General features: G+C 29.1%; 14 protein-coding genes, 1 tRNA gene and 1 rRNA gene. 11 read left to right on the top strand and 5 right to left on the bottom strand.

Translation table 11 applies throughout. From position 1 onward, the window contains the following. Positions 1-200: 200 nt before the first annotated feature. The 6 genes from A35E_RS02205 to bamB all read left to right on the top strand — a co-directional run bounded on the left by A35E_RS02205 (position 201) and on the right by bamB (position 7,242). Positions 201-1,301, top strand: a complete 1,101-nt coding sequence (locus A35E_RS02205; protein WP_014889056.1) for a bifunctional tRNA (adenosine(37)-C2)-methyltransferase TrmG/ribosomal RNA large subunit methyltransferase RlmN — start codon at positions 201-203, stop codon at positions 1,299-1,301. Positions 1,302-2,100: 799 nt separating this feature from the next. Then, complete coding sequence (locus A35E_RS02200) at positions 2,101-2,601, top strand: helix-turn-helix domain-containing protein (RefSeq protein WP_014889055.1); 501 nt, start codon at positions 2,101-2,103, stop codon at positions 2,599-2,601. Positions 2,602-2,988: 387 nt separating this feature from the next. Continuing rightward, complete coding sequence (ispG, locus tag A35E_RS02195) at positions 2,989-4,113, top strand: flavodoxin-dependent (E)-4-hydroxy-3-methylbut-2-enyl-diphosphate synthase (RefSeq protein ID WP_014889054.1); 1,125 nt, start codon at positions 2,989-2,991, stop codon at positions 4,111-4,113. A 16-nt stretch (positions 4,114-4,129) separates the two neighbouring features. Next, positions 4,130-5,404, top strand: a complete 1,275-nt coding sequence (gene hisS, locus A35E_RS02190; protein WP_014889053.1) for a histidine--tRNA ligase — start codon at positions 4,130-4,132, stop codon at positions 5,402-5,404. A 20-nt stretch (positions 5,405-5,424) separates the two neighbouring features. Next, entirely contained in the window at positions 5,425-6,048 is a 624-nt protein-coding gene (locus tag A35E_RS02185) for a YfgM family protein (protein ID WP_014889052.1), read from the top strand. Between the two features lie 9 nt (positions 6,049-6,057). Beyond that, complete coding sequence (gene bamB / locus A35E_RS02180; RefSeq protein ID WP_014889051.1) at positions 6,058-7,242, top strand: outer membrane protein assembly factor BamB; 1,185 nt, start codon at positions 6,058-6,060, stop codon at positions 7,240-7,242. Between the two features lie 245 nt (positions 7,243-7,487). On the opposite strand, the gene A35E_RS03350 is transcribed toward bamB, so the two are convergent. Next, complete coding sequence (locus A35E_RS03350) at positions 7,488-7,781, bottom strand: PDDEXK family nuclease (protein WP_407635086.1); 294 nt, start codon at positions 7,779-7,781, stop codon at positions 7,488-7,490. 163 nt (positions 7,782-7,944) lie between these two features. Then, positions 7,945-8,034, bottom strand: coding sequence for a hypothetical protein (locus A35E_RS03345; protein ID WP_407635089.1), 90 nt, complete (start codon positions 8,032-8,034; stop codon positions 7,945-7,947). 1,389 nt (positions 8,035-9,423) lie between these two features. Between A35E_RS03345 and A35E_RS02175 the strand changes: the two genes are divergently transcribed. Next, positions 9,424-9,996 carry a Sua5/YciO/YrdC/YwlC family protein gene (locus A35E_RS02175; protein ID WP_014889050.1) on the top strand — a complete coding sequence of 191 codons (573 nt, stop codon included), beginning with the start codon at positions 9,424-9,426 and terminating at the stop codon, positions 9,994-9,996. A 751-nt stretch (positions 9,997-10,747) separates the two neighbouring features. Here A35E_RS02175 and trxB read toward each other — a convergent pair. Further along, the gene (trxB, locus tag A35E_RS02170; RefSeq protein ID WP_014889049.1) at positions 10,748-11,701 is read right to left on the bottom strand and encodes a thioredoxin-disulfide reductase; all 954 of its coding nucleotides are present in this window, start codon (positions 11,699-11,701) and stop codon (positions 10,748-10,750) included. Between the two features lie 476 nt (positions 11,702-12,177). Here trxB and A35E_RS02165 point away from each other — a divergent pair. The 4 genes from A35E_RS02165 to rrf all read left to right on the top strand — a co-directional run bounded on the left by A35E_RS02165 (position 12,178) and on the right by rrf (position 15,564). After that, positions 12,178-12,250 (top strand) — tRNA-Thr (locus A35E_RS02165). Positions 12,251-13,056: 806 nt separating this feature from the next. Further along, positions 13,057-13,584, top strand: coding sequence for a peptide deformylase (gene def, locus A35E_RS02160; protein WP_014889048.1), 528 nt, complete (start codon positions 13,057-13,059; stop codon positions 13,582-13,584). 8 nt (positions 13,585-13,592) lie between these two features. After that, positions 13,593-14,543, top strand: a complete 951-nt coding sequence (gene fmt / locus A35E_RS02155; protein ID WP_014889047.1) for a methionyl-tRNA formyltransferase — start codon at positions 13,593-13,595, stop codon at positions 14,541-14,543. A 905-nt stretch (positions 14,544-15,448) separates the two neighbouring features. Next, positions 15,449-15,564 (top strand): 5S ribosomal RNA (rrf, locus tag A35E_RS02150). 1,317 nt (positions 15,565-16,881) lie between these two features. Here the strand turns inward: rrf and rpsI are convergent. Continuing rightward, entirely contained in the window at positions 16,882-17,274 is a 393-nt protein-coding gene (gene rpsI, locus A35E_RS02145; RefSeq protein WP_014889046.1) for a 30S ribosomal protein S9, read from the bottom strand. 15 nt (positions 17,275-17,289) lie between these two features. Further along, positions 17,290-17,718 carry a 50S ribosomal protein L13 gene (gene rplM / locus A35E_RS02140; RefSeq protein WP_014889045.1) on the bottom strand — a complete coding sequence of 143 codons (429 nt, stop codon included), beginning with the start codon at positions 17,716-17,718 and terminating at the stop codon, positions 17,290-17,292. Positions 17,719-19,019: the final 1,301 nt, after the last annotated feature.

Raw genomic sequence — 19,019 nt, 5'->3', positions numbered from 1 at the left:
ATGAACCTGAACTTAAGTTAAAATCTTTAAGATAAAAAATAGTTTATAATTAAAGTAACCTTATTGCTTTTAAATTTATATTTATTTACAATCAATCATATATAATTTTCGTGTGCTACATTATAATGATCTTATTATCATTATTCTTTATTCTTTAAATCTTCATCATTAATATTTTCTGATTGGTTATTTAATAGACTATGAACCTATTGGATATGAACCGCCAGCAATTGCGAGATTTTTTCCTATCATTGGGAGAAAAAGCTTTTCGTGCTGATCAAGTGATGAAATGGATTTATTGTTATTTCTGCAATGATTTCGATCAAATGACAAACATTAATAAAAATTTGCGAACTAAATTAAAAAATTTAGCAGAAATTCGTGCACCGAAAATTGCTCAAGAAAAACGGTCATCTGACGGAACTATCAAATGGAGTATTATCATAGATCATCAACAAGTTGAGATGGTCTATATCCCCGAAAAAAAACGGGCCACATTATGTATATCAACCCAAGTTGGGTGTGCTTTAAAATGCACTTTCTGCGCTACCGCTCAACAAGGGTTTAATCGCAATCTTCGTGTTTCAGAAATTATCGGTCAAGTTTGGCAAGCATCAAAGATTATTGGTCTAACCAACCCTTTACACCGACGCTCTATTACTAATATAGTTATTATGGGAATGGGTGAACCTCTGTTAAATCTAACAAATGTAATACCTGCAATAGAAATTATGTTAGATGATTTTGGATTTGGTTTATCAAAACGACGAGTTACACTCTCTACTTCTGGCGTCGTTCCAGGATTAGAAATCCTAGGAAAGATGATAGATGTTACGCTGGCTATTTCTCTTCATGCACCAAACAATACTATTCGCAACGAAATTGTTCCAATTAACCATAAATATAATATTGAAGCTCTTCTATTAGCGGTATCTCGTTATTTAGAACACTCACAAGCAAATAAAAACGGTGTTACCATAGAATACGTGATGCTAAAACAAATTAATGATAAGATTGAACACGCTCATGAATTAGCAAAACTTTTAAAAAATATATCTTGCAAGATTAATCTTATCCCTTGGAATCCATTTCCAAATGCACCTTACACTTGTAGCTCGCATAATCACATAGATCGATTTGCTAAGATATTAAGAGGTTATGGTTTTACTGTTATTATACGTAAAACACGCGGTGTTGATATTGACGCTGCTTGTGGACAATTATCCGGAGAAATTATCGACCGAACAAAACGTTTTCTTTCTCAAGAGTATATACGATCAGACGAAAAGTATATGAAATAAAGTTTTTTAAATGGAAATATTTGATATTGCCTATCAACTATCTTACTAAAAAAATAATATAGATTAGCTAATCGTATTATTACTTTTACAAAAATTATTAATTTCTTTATTAGCTATTGTTTATATATTCGCAATATAGATTTATTTCAATGATCCCCCTCTATTGCTGCATATTATCTAGGCTGAAAACTAAATATAGCTTAATTGCTTAAGTATTAGAAATAGATCCTATTTTATAACTGTTAATTTAAAAATTTAATTAATTAAATAATAAATAAAGATAAAAAGTCTATTAATTAATAAAACCGATAAAAACTGCTATCTTAGAATCTAAGAAAATTATCTATAAAATTATGTTACAATAAATACAAACAAGGTGCTTTTTGATATCATTTAAGTTCTTATATACTTTTAAAATTAGCACTTTCTTAAAATTGCATTAATTGTTAATTTTCGATAAAATCGACTAGTATCAGAGTATATCTGTAAATTTTTACAAATCAGGAAGTAGTTTACAACTAAATATTTTCTTTACACGAAAGGTAAAGAAACTACCTTCTACCTAATATATTGTGGAGGTTTCATATCATACATTAATAAATATCAAGCGAAAACTTTAAAGAATAAACGCTCTACGATACATAGTTTTATTATATACTTTTTGCCAAAAGCTAGAAATTGATAATGATACAATTGTTCATCTAAATTAACCAACTTAGAAAATAGTATGTAACGTTTATATGAAAAAGCTTGGGTAAATATTTTATTATCCGAAAATTATCACAGTAATTTCCAACTCATGAAGACTGAAGTGCTTCAAGATACACCACCAATCACAACAGGCGGACGGTTACGTCGAGCTCGAGAAGGTATGGGTTTAAGCCAACAGGTAATAGCCGAACGACTATGCCTTAAACTATCTACTATTCGGGATATCGAAGACGATCAGGTCAACCCTAATCTTTCTACAACTTTTTTACGTGGCTATATTCGTTCTTATGCACGCTTAGTACATCTTTCTGAAGAAGAACTGACTCCCATCATCACGAAACAATATCCAATACAACTATCGAAAATAGAACCACGGAAGTGTTTTTTGTTTAGAAAAACAACTAGAAAACATGAAAATTGGTTAATGAATTTTATATGGATTGTCCTATTTATAGTGATTTGTTTCATGGCTTCCTGGTGGTTGAAAAATTATCAAGAACAACCAGATACTGCTAACATAACAACTCAATCTTCATGTTATTTCGTAGAGATAAAATCATGTCAACAATCGCAAGAACAAATGATTTAAGTTGTCTGACCTCAGCAATAAAATCAGGTCAAGTAACCAATCCTAATTTCTACATGTTTTCTATAATTTATATTAAATCGCTGAAATTAGAATATATTCTCATTAATTTAATGTTAACACTTAGGTTATAAGTTTATTTGGCCAGTATTTTCTAGAAAATTACAATTAAAGATATATAAAAACAGTAATATGCGTTTTAAAAAAAAACCAACTCAATCTTGCAGATAAAGCTTCATATACATTAAAATTGGTAGTCCTTCCATTATTCAAGTGCACTATAAAGGTAAATCGGTAGATTTCAATCGTTTTAGTCGATCATATCACATTATGCAACTTATTGCTTTTTAATAAAAAATCATACTAGTCGGCAAGGGTGGAGAAAGTTTAATGCATAGTTTCATACCTATAATCCGTCGAAAATCAAAGCGTATTTATGTTGGGAAGGTCCCAATCGGAAATAACGCTCCCATTGCAGTTCAATCGATGACTAATACTAAGACTACTGATGTTTCAGCAACAGTTCAACAAATACGGGCGTTAGAGCGCAGCGGTGTTGATATTGTTCGTGTATCTGTTCCAGATATGGATGCTGCGGAGGGATTAAAACTTATAAAACAACAAGTGTCTGTTTCTTTAGTGGCAGATATTCATTTCGATTATCGCATAGCTCTCAAAGTTGCTAAATATGGTGTCGATTGTTTACGTATAAATCCAGGAAATATCGGTAATGAATCACGTATCCGCTCCGTGGTAGATTGTGCTCGTGATCACAATATCCCAATCCGTATTGGAGTGAATGCTGGTTCTCTTGAGAAAAGTTTACAAAAAAAATACGGTATACCTACACCGGAAGCTCTTTTAGAGTCAGCTATGCGACATATAGATATTCTTGACCGACTTAACTTTGATATGTTTAAGGTCAGTGTGAAAGCATCTGATGTTTCTTTAGCTGTACAATCATATCGGCTTCTCGCTTCTCAGATAGATCAGCCTCTGCATCTCGGAATAACTGAATCTGGAGGAGCGCGTAGTGGGGCTGTAAAATCTGCAGTTGGCCTTGGTCTTCTCTTGAGCGAAGGAATAGGTGACACCCTGCGTATTTCTTTAGCGGCTGACCCTATAGAAGAAGTAAAGGTTGCTTTCGACATACTGAGATCACTACAGATTCGTATGCATGGCATTAATTTCATTGCTTGCCCAACGTGTTCACGTCAAGAATTTGATGTTATCAATACCGTCAACACCTTGGAAAAACGATTAAATGACATCCTCACACCCATGGATGTATCTATTATCGGTTGTGTAGTAAATGGTCCAGGTGAAGCGACACTATCTACAGTGGGTGTAACTGGTAGTCATAATAAAAGCAGCTATTATGAACATGGTATTCGCCAAAAAGAACGTTTGGATAATACATTAATCATTGATCAATTAGAAGCTCGAATTCGCAAAAAAGCAGCAATTATAGATAAGAATAATCGTATCACTGTCCATCTAATAGAGAAAGAATAGAGGATATAAATTCAAGATGCCAAAAAAGATCCAAGCTATTCGCGGAATGAAAGACTATTTACCTCATGAAACCGCGCTATGGCAACGTGTAGAAAGTATAATTAAAAATATATTATCTAAGTATGGCTATACCGAAATTCGACTACCGATCATCGAACAAACCCAATTGTTTCAACGCGCCATTGGACAAGTGACTGATGTAGTAGGAAAAGAAATGTATACTTTTCTTGATCCTAATAATAAAAGCTTAAGCCTTAGACCAGAAGGCACGTCCGGTTGCGTACGTGCAAGTATTGAACATGGTTTACTATATAATCAAGAACAACGCATGTGGTATATGGGACCAATGTTTCGGTATGAACGCCCACAGAAAGGCCGTTATCGTCAATTTAACCAAATAGGTGTTGAAATATTTGGTGAGCAAGGACCAGTTGTAGAAACCGAACTTCTTCTTCTCACTGCTCGTTGTTGGCAAACACTCGGAATTACCAAATATGTAGCATTAGAATTAAATTCCATTGGCTCGATTGATTCAAGGATACGATATCGTGAGGAATTAGTAAGATTTTTAAAAAAACATGAAAATCAATTGGATGAAGATTGCCAGCGTCGTATGCATACTAATCCGATGCGAATATTAGATACAAAAAATCCTGATATTCAGGTTCTCCTTCATGATGCACCAGTTTTAACTGATTATCTTGATGATCATTCTCAAATTCATTTTGATACTTTATGTCATCTTTTAGACCGATCTAAAATTACATATACTATTAATCCGAGATTAGTGCGAGGTTTAGACTATTACAATAATACAGTTTTTGAGTGGATTGCAACCTCTTTGGGGTCACAAAGAACTATTTGCGGAGGTGGACGTTACGATGGTCTAGTTGAGCAACTCGGCGGACGAACCACCCCTGCAGTTGGTTTTGCTTTAGGGCTAGATCGCCTCATGTGTTTAATGCACGCAGTGATGCCTAATTGTGCTATCACAAGACATGTTGACGTGTATTTAATTTTAGCAGAAAAAAGCTTACAAAGTGAAGCACTTCAGCTAGCAGAGCAATTAAGGGATGCTCTTCCTTCTTTACGTTTAATTACCAATTACGGTAAAGAAAGTGTAAAAAAACAGTTTATCCATGCTGATAAGTGTAAAGCTAAAATTGTTTTAATTTTAGGGAAGAAAGAAGTAGAATCTGGAAGAGTAGTGATCAAATATCTAGATACAGGTAATCAAGAAATAGTACATCAAAGAGACGTCGCTAATCGACTGGAGTTAATTGTAAATTGAAGAAAAGGTTTTTCATAAAAATGAATCTATGCACAGCTAATAAAAAACGATGCAGCCTATTTTTTCATTTTTTTATTAGTTATAAAAAATCGTTAGCAATAGGAATCGCATTTAGCATTAGCGCTCTGATACTTTGGTGTTATTGGAATCAATATCAGCATAATAATGATGTTATGATTAAAGAATCATATACCTGGCGTCAACTACACACAGCTTTAAATAAAAAAACAGCTGATTCTCGATTATTAAATATCGTGCAATATTATTCTAATATCAAGAGCAATAACTACGATGCGTTTGTCTCAATGGATCTAGCCCGCCGATTTATAGAAAAAGGTGATTTTCTTAAAGCTGAAAATCAGCTGAAAAAATCGCTAATTCAAACTCGTGATTCTAATTTACAATCACTTATTAGATTACGACTAGCGCGATTACAACTAGAACAGAAACATATAAATAGTGCATTAAAAACTCTCACTAAAATTAAGGGTGAGGGGTGGATTGCCCTAGTAGCCGATATCTATGGTGATATACAGTCAATAAAAGGTAACAACAAGGAAGCGCGAGCTGCTTACAAACAAGCCTTATGTTCAGGAGCATTAAAGATGCTTGTCCGCATAAAACTCGATAATTTGCCTAGTTGAGAAAATTCTATGCAATTATATGTAATTAAATTTATAACATTAATGTTAGGTGCTATTTTGTTATATGGATGTTCCTGCTTTAACAAAAAAGAAAATCTGACAAGTATGTCATTATTACCTAAAGTAGAAAACCACTTTGAACCAAAAATAATATGGAGCTACTCATCTGGTTTGGGACATGGCAATATTTATCCTATCGTGCAGTTTGCTTGGCAAGATAACCGCATTTTCATAACAGATCATAAAGGAACAATAAAAGCAATCGATGTTAATAGTGGAAAAGAATTATGGTCCACCAACCTTTTCGTCAAAAAAGGTTTTTTTTCACAAAATGATCTTACTAATCTTTCTGGAGGTCTCGCGGCTACTGCTTCACGATTATACGTTGCTAGTGAATTAGCTAAAGTGTATTCGCTCGATGCAAAAAATGGCACCATTATATGGGAAACAGACATTATCGGAGAAGGTTTATCTAGACCGGTAATAAGTAATAATATAGTAGTAATTCATACTAATAATGGTATTTTACAAGGACTTAATGAAAAAAATGGTTTGGTAAAATGGACTGTCTCTCTTGATGTACCCCTCCTTAAATTACGTGGTGCCTCTACACCAGCAATAGCGTATGGTGCTGCAATCATAGGGAGTGATAACGGGTCTATTAGCGCTGTTATGATTAACAAAGGACATCTAATTTGGCAAAGAAACATTTCACCTATAAATTCTTCTGTGGAAACCTCTCATATAAATACTGTAAAAACAACACCAATTATCATAAATGGTGTAATTTATACACTAACTCATGACAACAACTTTTCTGCGATAGATCTTTACTCTGGTCAGATAATATGGTCGAGAGAAATAGGTCCTTTAACTAATTTTTTGATAGAAAACAATCGAATTTATGTTATGGATAAAAATGACTATATCACAGCACTGAATGTTGAAAATGGAAAAACTCTTTGGTGTCAAAAAGCGCTACTAAATCGTAAACTCACACCACCAACCATGTATCGAGACTATATTATTACAGGTGACGCAGAAGGATACCTTTATTGGCTTCATAATAAGGACGGACAATTTATCTCTAAAAAAAAATTAAATAGTACAGGTTTAATATCTACTTCTATTGTTGCTGGTAACAAACTGATTATTCAGGCAAGAAATGGTAATATTTATGCTATTAATGCATAAATATTTGATTTTAAAGAATATAAAAAAAAAGAAAACAATTACTTAATATTAGAAAAATGTTAAAAGTTAATTTTAAAAAAACAACAAATATTAATAATACAATTAGGATTTAGTGCGATTATAATAATGGCATGATCAAGATTTTATTAATATAAAATATTTTATTTATATGATTTATTAAAAATATAATTGTATATCTTTTTATTATATAACACAATAATATAAATAAATTTCTTTAACAATATCTATATTCTTTTTCGAAAAAATTGATGCAATAAAACAAGCGAAGAGAAACACGTTATTTTAACGATTATTATTTTGATCAAGACCATAAATATTGAGCTAATATTTTTTAGTAAAATTTTTTTATAATAAAACGCGCGCGGTAACGTAAAGATAGGTTGGCTCAATTCACCTATTGCAGCTGTTAAAGATCGATTATTGACTGCTTTCGGCCCTAATTGTAGCACTTGCCCATATCGAGTCGTAATTTTTTTCCAACTTTGCCTGATACAATTAGATTCATTAACCCTTCCCAATCTCGATGCAACTCTAATTTTTCTTCTTTATTCGGGGTTCAGCAATAGTAGATCTAAAATCCGATGGATGCTAAAAGAATCGTATATAACCCTTCAACAGGAATCCAAAGTACCCGCGCTAATTTATAGCCAAATATAAGCACTCTTCCAAGTTATATCAGTATTACGGATCAATGGAGCCATAGCAACGAAAAGTGGCTTCTAAAGGTCGACTAATAGAATCTATTGGAATAGTTTTTAGCTCAACACCAATAGTTTTGAAATCCCGTTCAGATCTACTTCTAGGACGAGCACCAAGATAATGTTCTAATAAACATCCAATCTCTTCTCTATTCTTTATTGCGTATAAGATTAACAGGGATCACTAAATTTGCCTGAATAGATAATTCATCAAGAGTATACCCGCTTAATTATTTCGCACGATAAAAAAATTATTTTTCATCAACAGGTGAGTTATTCAAAGAAATAAATAAAAGCTTGATTATACATCTTACGATCCAGAAGTGCATAAATATTAAAAATAATAAATTAATATTTATTTCAACAAATATAGGTGCAAATAAGCATGATTTTTATCATATAAATAAAAAACTATCCGTTATTATTAAAACTTAAAATAAAAGATAAAAATCTTATTAAATGTAATAAATAAAAACTTTTTATCGTCTAAAAAAATTTTAAATACTTCAAGTAAATCAATACTTTTAAATTGAGCTAGTAAACAGCACGTTTGTTAAAAATTTTTAAATAAAAAAGTTTTAAAAAAAAACATTAACTACTTTTTATAAATTCATGTATATAAAAATAATTACTATGATCAACAGAGTAGTAATTATTTAAATAACTAGCATTATAAATCATTAAACATATTTTATAATTTATTCTAAATTAATAATTAATACCTAACATTATAATATAAATAACAATATTTATTATAGAGAATATGGTTTATTTTTTTTAACATATGTTCATTAAATTATTTCTTATCTATGAATTTATTGATGAGTAAACTCTTCCTTATGACCTAAATTATGATAGAGTCACAGTATGATTTCTTTTCATTTGTTAACAAAATTCGTATATATAAAAACCCATCATCTTTCACAAGTCTAATAAGTTAGCTAATTATTGTACAAATATTCATTTTTTTTTGAAAAATAAATTTATAAAAACAGAAATTAACGTATCATACCTTATCGCATAAAAATAAAAACATTATTAGATATTTTCTAAATGTTTATTGTATGAAAAAATGAGTTTAATGATATTTTTTTATCAAATCTTTTTCTCAACCGCCATTTTGTAGAGGTTTTTTTCTACTTACGTATATATGTTCTAAAAAATGTAAATGGATTTTTAAGCGATATAGTTTATTGTTGTTCTCCATTAAAACAAAACAAATCAAAAAAAATCTTTTAGTTAGTTTTCTTATAATACGATAGAAGAAGAATTCTAGTTAAAATAACAAAAAAAATAAAAGGAATTAATTAAAAATTAAACTAATTATTTTAATTCAAATTAAAATTTTATAAATATTTTTATTGGCAAAGATTAGATCCAATAAGATCTATTGTCTTTTTTTTAAGCTTGATAAAAGGAACCTTAATGGGTCATATAACTAGTATGTCGGTGCTATATTATTATGAAAATTACATCTCTTTCTAGCAATATCACAGATCTTGTTTTTGCACTTCACAATCAAGATGTTATTGCTTATCCAACTGAAGCTGTTTTTGGGTTAGGTTGTGATCCCGAGAAAAAATATGCAGTTCAAGCGCTTTTGAAACTAAAAAAACGATCGTGGGAAAAAGGATTTATTTTAGTTGCTGCACATTATACTCAATTAAAAAAATATATTAATAATGAAGCTTTAAACGAGGCTATAAAAACTCGTATTTTTTCCAGTTGGCCCGGCCCAATTACATGGGTAATACCAGCTCATCCTGCGACTCCAATTTGGATCACAGGAACCCATAAATCTATAGCTGTAAGGGTTAGTGCGTTTGAACCAATACAACGACTCTCTCTTGCATTTGGAAAAGCACTTATTTCTACCAGTGCAAACCTAACAGGTCAACCCCCAGCGATGACTGCCGAAGAAATACGAGAACAATTTGGAACTGCATTTCCCGTTCTAGAGGAAGCGATAGCAGGCCAAAAAAAACCTTCTATAATACTTGATGCTTTAAGCGGAAAGGTAATTAGAAATAATTAGTTACATAAACTATAATAAATAAATCTACTTTAATCTTGATTAGTAAAGAGATCCAGTGCCAATTAACACTACAATATAATTTTAAAATAGACTGCTTATCATAATATTTAAACTTAATATGAGATTAATAACAATTAATATTTAAAAAAAAATAATTAGATTTTATTTAAATATTAATAATATAAGTAAATTATAAATCAAATTAAATCTTTATTACGTTTTAAAATAAAACTATTTAATAAATGATAACATTATCTATATAAATTATATAAACATTAACCTAGACTATGAATTACTTATTAACTGTACTCATGACACTATGAACCTAATTATTATGATTTCTTTCGTAGGCTTTAAAAAAAAGAATATGTATAAAAATTTAATCATAATAAACGATTCATAGATAATATATAATTACTTTTTGTGTGCTGTTTATCAGTAACATGCAAATCCATGTAATTAAAATATAATATATCTTTAAATATACAACAATTTAAACACAAAAAAAAACAAGGAAATAGTTAGATACTAGTAACAATAAATTTGCATATAAAAAAAAGAGCAACTATTATTAATAATAAATAAATACTAATATTCACGCTAATAAATTTGTTTATATCATAAAATACTATGAAACTAAAACATTCGATAAAAATTCAACTTCTACCCATTTTAAGATAGACCTAGATATTAAAAAATTTACTCTAACTCTCTACTTTTAAAATAAACCAATCTTAATAAGATCTATACTTTACGTTAAAGTACTAAGATAATGTACAGCATCAAGAGCCGCCATGCATCCAGTAGCTGACGAGGTAATTGCTTGACGATAGTGATGATCCATAACATCTCCGGCTGCGAAGACGCCTAGAATTGAAGTAGCGGTGGCATTACCATTTATCCCAGATTTAACACGGATATAACCGTTGTTCAAATCTAACTGATTACCGAAGATCAGAGTGTTAGGAGTATGGCCGATCGCAACAAAGATCCCATCAACTGATAAATTTTTACAAATGTTGTATTTCGTGTCTTTTATACGCATTCCGGTAATAGTGTTTTCATTGCCGAGCACTTCTTCTAGAATAGAATTTCTATGTAGGATAATAATCCCATGATTGACCTTTTCTGTAAGTCTATCAATAAGAATCTTTTCTGCACGAAAAGTATCTCGCCGGTGAATTAAATACACTTTCTTAACAATATTTGCTAGATACAATGTTTCCTCTACAGCGGTATTACCACCACCAACAACGGCTACCTTCTTATGACGATAGAAAAAACCATCACATGTAGCACAAGTAGAAATCCCTTTTCCTTTATATGCTTCTTCAGACGGAAGACCTAGATAGGTAGGTGAAGAGCCAGTAGCGATGATCAGAGCATCACAAATATATTCATTATTATCACCAAACAGATGGAACGGACGATCTTGTAAATTAACATCTGTTATATGATCAAAAACAACTTCTACATTATACTTTGTAGCATGAGCATACATACGCTCCATTAAACATACACCACTTACTTGCTCTGTATCTCCTGGCCAATTTTCTATGTGAGGAGTAGTAGTTAGTTGTCCACCTTTAACTTTACCAGTAATTAAAACTGGATATAAATTAGCACGTCCAGCATAGAGCGCTGCAGTATAACCTGCTGGTCCTGAACCTAGTATAAGCAATTTAGTACGTTTCATGGTAGACATCTTTATGCTCCTTGTCTTGTTTAAGACAATTGTTATTTATAGTAAAATTACTTGAGTGTAAAAAAAAAGATGTAAAAATTACTGAAATTTTTATTTAATAGAAAGTTTTAGGTGTTTTTTAATAAAGTAAAGAAGAATGATCTCTAAAGAATTATTGAACAAATTATAACCTTCAAATACAATAAAACATGAGAAAATATTCATAAATTAATTTTATTAACTATTTTTAATATTTTTAAATTTAATTAATTTTTTAATAAAGATTTTATAAAAAATATAAATTTATTATAGTAGTAAAAAATTACTACTAAATAAGTTATCTCTATTAAAGACTGCTCTCTTCAATATATCAAGTAAAAATCAACTTTATTCAATTAGGGGGTATTGCTTTAATAAGTGCAGCTTGACTCTTGTGCTGCAAATTTGCATAATGTTTCGAAAGAAGATATAAATTAACTTAAAGTGTATTGACATACGCCGATATAGCTCAATCGGTAGAGCAGCGCATTCGTAACGCGCAGGTTGTAGGTTCAATACCTACTATCGGCATCACTTTAAAACAAATAAAAAGAAACATATTACTTTGACTGTAATGTTAGTTATAAAGAAACATATTAAAAAAAATAAATGCTTACAAATAAGTTTATTTATAAAGCGTCCTGTTGACTCACTATAATTTTAAATGAATTATATACAAAATATTTAAAATATTAAAAAATTTACGATGTAGTAGACAAATAAATTAACTTTTCGGTTTAATATAAAAACTTTTATTAATATAAATGCAACACAATTGTTAGTAATGCTTTAATAAAATATATTAATACAGGCATAATTAAGGTGCATAGAATCAAATATATCTATATCTTTTATTGTTAAAGAAAGATATAAATATATGTATAATATTTTGTAAAATAATTAATTTTTATATATTCTAATATAGTTAGACAGATAAAATCTAGTAAAAAGATGCTCATTAATTCACTAATTTTTATAAAAATATATTAAGCCTGAAATCTTTCAATAAATTCAGAGAAACATAAAATATATGAGTAATTATTACTAATAATAACAGAATTTATCATAAAATTTTACGTCAATAAAAACTAGTCACTTACTACTTTAGTGAACAAGAATTTTTATTAAAAAAATCAATTCTATTGTTACTCTTTATTATATAAAAAAACTTAATGAAATTAATTTTATTAAAACTATCAACTTAAATATACATTTAAAAAGAAATCAGTATTCTAATAAAAAATCGGTTACACATTTTATAGTGTTTTAACAACAAATATAACTATCTAAATATTTATAAAATTCTTAATAAATTTTAAATATAAATAAAGACTATTATGGCGTTACTGAAAATATTATATTATCCAGATAAGCGACTTCGAAAAATTGCCAAACCCGTCATTAAAGTCAACAAAGCTATTTGTCGCATCGTCGATGACATGTTTGAGACAATGTATTCTAAAAACGGTATTGGTTTAGCTGCTACGCAAGTTGATATTCATCAGCTCATCATTGTAATAGATATCTCTAAAAAACAGGATCAGCGCTTGGTTTTAATTAATCCTACAATATTGGAATATAGCGGAAAAATCAGTACTAAAGAAGGTTGTTTATCGATTCCGTACCAGTACAGCTCCGTTTCTAGGTCTGAGAAAGTAAAAGTAAAAGCACTAGATTACTATGGTAATAATTTTTATTTAGAAGCAAATGATCTGCTTGCTATTTGCATCCAACATGAAATGGATCACTTAATAGGTAAACTATTTATTGATTACATCTCTCCACTAAAACGTCAACGTATTCATTATAAAATGGAAAAACTGGCCCGCATGAAACTCAGAGAAAAAAATAATCTAATAAAATAGGAAATATTGTGTTTGATTGTTTGCGTATTATCTTTGCTGGTACACCGAATTTTGCTGCACATCACTTAAATGCCTTGATTTGTACAAAACATAAAGTAATCGGGGTTTTTACTCAACCCGATCGACTTGGAGGTCGAGGAAAACACTTAAAATCTAGTCCCGTAAAGCAATTAGCCAAACAGTATAACATACCATTATTTCAACCAATATCTTTCTCTTTAATTGAAGAGAAAGAAAATCTAATTCAACTAAATCCGGATATTATTGTAGTTGTAGCTTACGGACTTATCCTTCCCCAAGATATTTTAAATATTCCACGACTTGGCTGTATCAATGTACATGGATCTTTATTGCCTCGCTGGCGAGGAGCTGCACCCATTCAAAGAGCAATATGGAAAGGTGATAATTTTACAGGAATAACAATTATACAGATGGATGCTGGATTAGATACTGGTTCTATATTGAATAGAGTTGTTTATAAGATTCAGAAAGATGATACTAGCGCTTCTTTATATAAAAAACTAGAAAAAATAGGATCCGACGCTCTTATATGTACGCTTGAACAAATTGCTAGAAATCAGATAATAAGAGAACCACAAGATAACACTTTTGCTACCTATGCTACAAAACTTACAAAAGAAGAAGCTAAACTTAACTGGAGTTTAAGCGCTACGCAACTTGAACGCTGTGTTCGCGCCTTTAATCCCTGGCCTGTCAGTTATTTCTATTTAGAAAAACAAATGATAAAAGTATGGAGTGCTGGTGTTAATAAGGAATTATTTCTTTCATACAAACCAGGAACTATATTAGCCACTAAAAAGAAAGAGATTCATGTTGCTACAGGCAAAGACATATTAATATTGAGACAGTTACAGCCACAAGGTAAAAAAATAATGTCAGTACAGGATTTTCTTAATTCTCGACGTCAATATTTTACTCCTGGAACTATAATTGAATAATGATAAACCATACCACTAAAAAATGTATGTGATATCTCATAACAGAATCACATTCTGTCAATAAGAAGCTTAAAAAAAACACTCTGTAAATGCAATTTACGACAATTTAATCTATATAAAAATACTATCTTTTAAAAAGAAGAAAGATAAAAAAATAAAAAATAAGATCATGTCTAAAGTATAGAAACTTTCTATAGGATAAAATCTGTTAAATAACATAAAGAATAATAAAATATTTACTTATCTCATTACAACAGTTACATTTAAACACAACTTCAATCTAATCAGTCAATTATGAGTAAAAAAATTGATGATGATTAAATCGCATTACTTACTTTTAAAATAAACAAACTATTTATTATAATTGATTAAAATCATATTTTAAAAAATCTAGTTTGCCTATAAAATTCGTTAAATTTTAATTCATTACGTTGTATAAAACTACATAGTTATCTTGATTTTTTAATACTTAAAAAGTAAGTTTATTGAAACTAATGAACAATATCCTTCTTTATATAAAATGTTTCGTATAAATATTCATAAAACTAGATTATTAAAGTAAATAAACACTAATATTAACCACTTTATCAAAAGTGTCATAAAAGTTACATTATTATAATGTAATCTAATTTATTTTTAACGAGACGTTATTGCAGAACTCATTAAATAAATTTTTATTAATAAATTTTATAAATAAATTATATCCAAAATATTCTATAAAATATTTAAAAAAAATAATCATAATCTCTTGTCTTGTTAAGACAAACCTGTTATAGTTCTGATTATGAAATAGTAATTTTTAAAAATTTAGTAAAAAAATATTTATAGATGTTGACTTAAAATATTTTATCTATTAAGATAAAACTTAACGACATAAAGTAAATTAATAAAGATTCAAGAAATTGCCTGGCAGAAATAGCGCGGCGGTACCACCTGAATCCATGCCGAACTCAGAAGTGAAACGCCGTAGCGCCAATGGTAGTGTGGGGCTTCCCCATGCGAGAGTAGGGAACCGCCAGGCAATCAATTTCAAAAAATAAAAAATTCTACATTAGAAAGAAACACAACAACATGTTTTATAGACTATAATTAAAAAAAACAAGATCTGAATTTTATAGCGTTATTTAAAACTTAAGTTTTTATATACTACACTTTATTTTCTGAATAAATCCATGATTTCTAGATAAATCAGATTAAAACTATAATAAAAACATTACGCTATATTGTATTCCACTAATAATATTGCTAGACAGGGAGCATCTGATTTTGATCAGATTCTATATGGCAATAATTTTCAACTTTTTTATTAGACTATTAACAAGTAATTATTTCGATAAATCTATTAGAAAACAGATAGTTTTCTTTTTTTTATAACTTAAATTTCCCGAATTATTCTTACAAATAAAAACATTCAACTTTTTTATTTTTGAATAAAAATAAACTATTTTTATAGATTAAAGCTATCAAATTCATCATAATTAAACAGTACTTGCATACTGAATCATTAGTCCAAATTCATTAAAAAATTATTTTTTTATATTACGCAATCTGTAGAAAGAATATAGTAACAAACTACAAATTATGTTTTTATTTAAAAAAACATAGATACTATGGATCTCTTTATAGGATTCCTAATAAAAACCTTTAATTCCATTTTTCATAACTTTAATTAATAAATTATTTAAATATATAAGCACAGTTTTTATAAAAACAAATTAAATACAATCTACCGCAATATAAAAAATTTAAAATATATTTTATTTTAAAGTATAAAGATTACGCCGAGTTGTGAAATGACTAATATTTTTTTTAGGTTATCAACCCAATTTTTTTATTAAAGATATTTTTAATATAAATTGATTTTTATTTTACCATTTTTTTTGAAAAAAAATAAAACTTTTTCTTGTGCAACAAAATATTTTATATAAAAATTTTTTATAAAATAAAACACCAAAAAAAATTAAATTAGCATAAAAATATTTTCTTGTTAAGAATTATTATTCATTTAATGATTAAGATATAAAATCTCTGTTATTCTTTTCGGAAAAAGATTTTTTTGAATTTTTATATTCAAAAAAATCTAGAAAAAGAATATAATGTGATGCATAAAAAACTTTCTTTTAAGTTTTAAAAATTATTAATATAAAAATTTTATATTACTTGCCTGTTTTTGTAAAAAAAAGAAATTACTAATTTTTCAATTGTCGCTATCTTAATGAGATGTCAATAAAAAAATACTGATTTTAATTTAAAAAAACAGATAGTTATTTAAACTATGTATTATAAAAAATAAACCCGGAAAAACCGGGCTTTTATTATAATGAATAAACTCTGTAAATTAACGTTTAGAAAATTGAGGTCGCCTGCGTGCTTTACGAAAGCCAACTTTTTTTCGTTCAACATGACGGGCATCACGAGTAACAAAACCTGCTTTTCGTAAATCCATACGCAACGTTTCATTGTAAGCTATGAGAGCACGAGTGATTCCATGGCGGATGGCACCTGCTTGACCAGAAATACCCCCACCTTTAACAGTAATATACAAATCTAGTTTATTTACCATGTCTACAAGCTCTAGTGGCTGACGAACTACCATACGCGCCGTTTCACGGCTAAAATACTGATTTAAATTACACTGATTAATCACGATATCACCACTACCCCGTTTAATAAAAACTCGAGCAGAAGAGCTTTTTCGACGTCCAGTTCCGTAATATTGAACTTCATCCATTTCTTATAATCCTGATTAAATATCTAGAAATTGCGGTTTCTGCGCCGCATGGTTATGTTCTTCACCAGAGTAAACTTTTAGTTTTTTGAACATAACACGACCTAATGGCCCTTTTGGTAGCATGCCTTTAACCGCGATTTCAATTACACGTTCAGGGCACCGAATAATCATCTCTTCAAAAGTTGCTTGCTTTATTCCACCAACATAGCCAGTATAGTGATAGTAAATTTTTCCTCGACGCTTTTTTCCGGTAACTACCACTTTGTTACTATTTAGTACAATAATATAGTCACCAGTATCTACATGTGGAGTATATTCTGGTTTGTGCTTACCCCTGAGACGACGAGCTAGCTCAGTAGACAGACGACCAAGGGTTTTTCCTGTTGCATCGATAATATACCAACTCCGGTGCACTTTTGTGGGATTTGCCATAAAAGTTTTCATTAAAAGCTTACCTAATTTAAGTTACATATTAGTAAATCACAAAATGCTTCAATAAATCATAAGATTCAAGTATGCGCAATTTATAAACCGTTTTCTATAAAAATTATTAGTACAGAGATTGAAGCGTACAAACTAAATTTAATATTATTTTAAAATATTGTAGAGAAATCTCATAAAAAAATCGACCTTTTATTTAAACCATTAAAGAAGACTCATAATATAAACCGTTTTTAAGCAATTAATAAATTTAGAAAAAATCATTATTCAAATCTAACATCGTTTCATCAAGAAATTTATATCTCTTTGTAAGAAATATTGAGTAATATATATTTTATGTGATTTATATATTTTGTAATTTACTTTTGAGCATTGTTTTCTTATTTTAAGTTTTATACTAATATTGCTTTTATTTTTTTTATTCTAAAGAATTACTTAGGTGAAATATATCTATCAAACTTTTAAAGTAGTAAAATAAGATTATTCTAATCAACGCTTATTCTCTCTAACTTTTCTAAATTATCCTTATTTTATAAATAAAGTTTATCATGTAAATAAACATTTAACTGATTTAAGATAACCGTTAATGCTTTTTATCACTCGATTGAAATCTTGTATTTCAAAACTATATAAAATAGTAGAATGAGTTTACCTATGAATAATTCTTAAAAAATTGAAATTTTGTTCACAATAGTTTAACTAAAGCAAGAGCGTTATATTTTCAGTAGAAAAAACCTCATGAATATAAATCGTATTTTATCTTGTCAAAAAAACCTCGATGAAAATCACTCTTTTTATCCATAGAATGCATATTAAGTGTTTTTATTTTCTTTAGAAAGTTTCGTTAATTCTATATATAAAATCTTAGATTTTTTTTCAAAAAAACATAAAACATAAATTAGGCTTACCAATAAAAAACTAAAAAAAATAAATAATATAAGTTAACTCTACAATATTTATGAACAGTTAGTTCTTCCTAACAAATAGCCACAACAAAAGATACTAAACATATTCAAAAAAAATAAAGAAGAAATACAAAAAAAATCAATAACATGAAGAAGATCATGATGAATATTTTCAGATAAGTCAAAGGTAAAAAAATCTAGTTATATGCGCTAATATATTTTTAAAAATACGGTGAATTATAAGGTCCTACTACTTTTTGCTCAACCAAAGCATACGATCAAAATCGCTTCACAAATAAAATCAGTATCTTTTACTCAAAATTTATCGCAGTATGTATAAATCCAGACAACATGTATTCTTACATTGATTAAACATATAGGAGTGATAAAGTCACATCA

It is taken from the genome of secondary endosymbiont of Heteropsylla cubana (genome assembly GCF_000287355.1).
In the GTDB taxonomy this organism is placed as follows: Bacteria; Pseudomonadota; Gammaproteobacteria; order Enterobacterales; family Enterobacteriaceae.
Note: the sequence above shows the minus strand (reverse complement) of the source record. Positions and strands in the feature narration are given on the sequence as shown.

Coding starts and splice junctions, on each gene's coding strand:
- A35E_RS02205 (WP_014889056.1), top strand. CDS start 201: ATGAACCTATTGGATATGAACCGCCAGCAATTGCGAGATTTTTTCCTA.
- A35E_RS02200 (WP_014889055.1), top strand. CDS start 2,101: ATGAAGACTGAAGTGCTTCAAGATACACCACCAATCACAACAGGCGGA.
- ispG (WP_014889054.1), top strand. CDS start 2,989: ATGCATAGTTTCATACCTATAATCCGTCGAAAATCAAAGCGTATTTAT.
- hisS (WP_014889053.1), top strand. CDS start 4,130: ATGCCAAAAAAGATCCAAGCTATTCGCGGAATGAAAGACTATTTACCT.
- A35E_RS02185 (WP_014889052.1), top strand. CDS start 5,425: ATGAATCTATGCACAGCTAATAAAAAACGATGCAGCCTATTTTTTCAT.
- bamB (WP_014889051.1), top strand. CDS start 6,058: ATGCAATTATATGTAATTAAATTTATAACATTAATGTTAGGTGCTATT.
- A35E_RS02175 (WP_014889050.1), top strand. CDS start 9,424: ATGAAAATTACATCTCTTTCTAGCAATATCACAGATCTTGTTTTTGCA.
- trxB (WP_014889049.1), bottom strand. CDS start 11,701: ATGTCTACCATGAAACGTACTAAATTGCTTATACTAGGTTCAGGACCA.
- def (WP_014889048.1), top strand. CDS start 13,057: ATGGCGTTACTGAAAATATTATATTATCCAGATAAGCGACTTCGAAAA.
- rpsI (WP_014889046.1), bottom strand. CDS start 17,274: ATGGATGAAGTTCAATATTACGGAACTGGACGTCGAAAAAGCTCTTCT.
- rplM (WP_014889045.1), bottom strand. CDS start 17,718: ATGAAAACTTTTATGGCAAATCCCACAAAAGTGCACCGGAGTTGGTAT.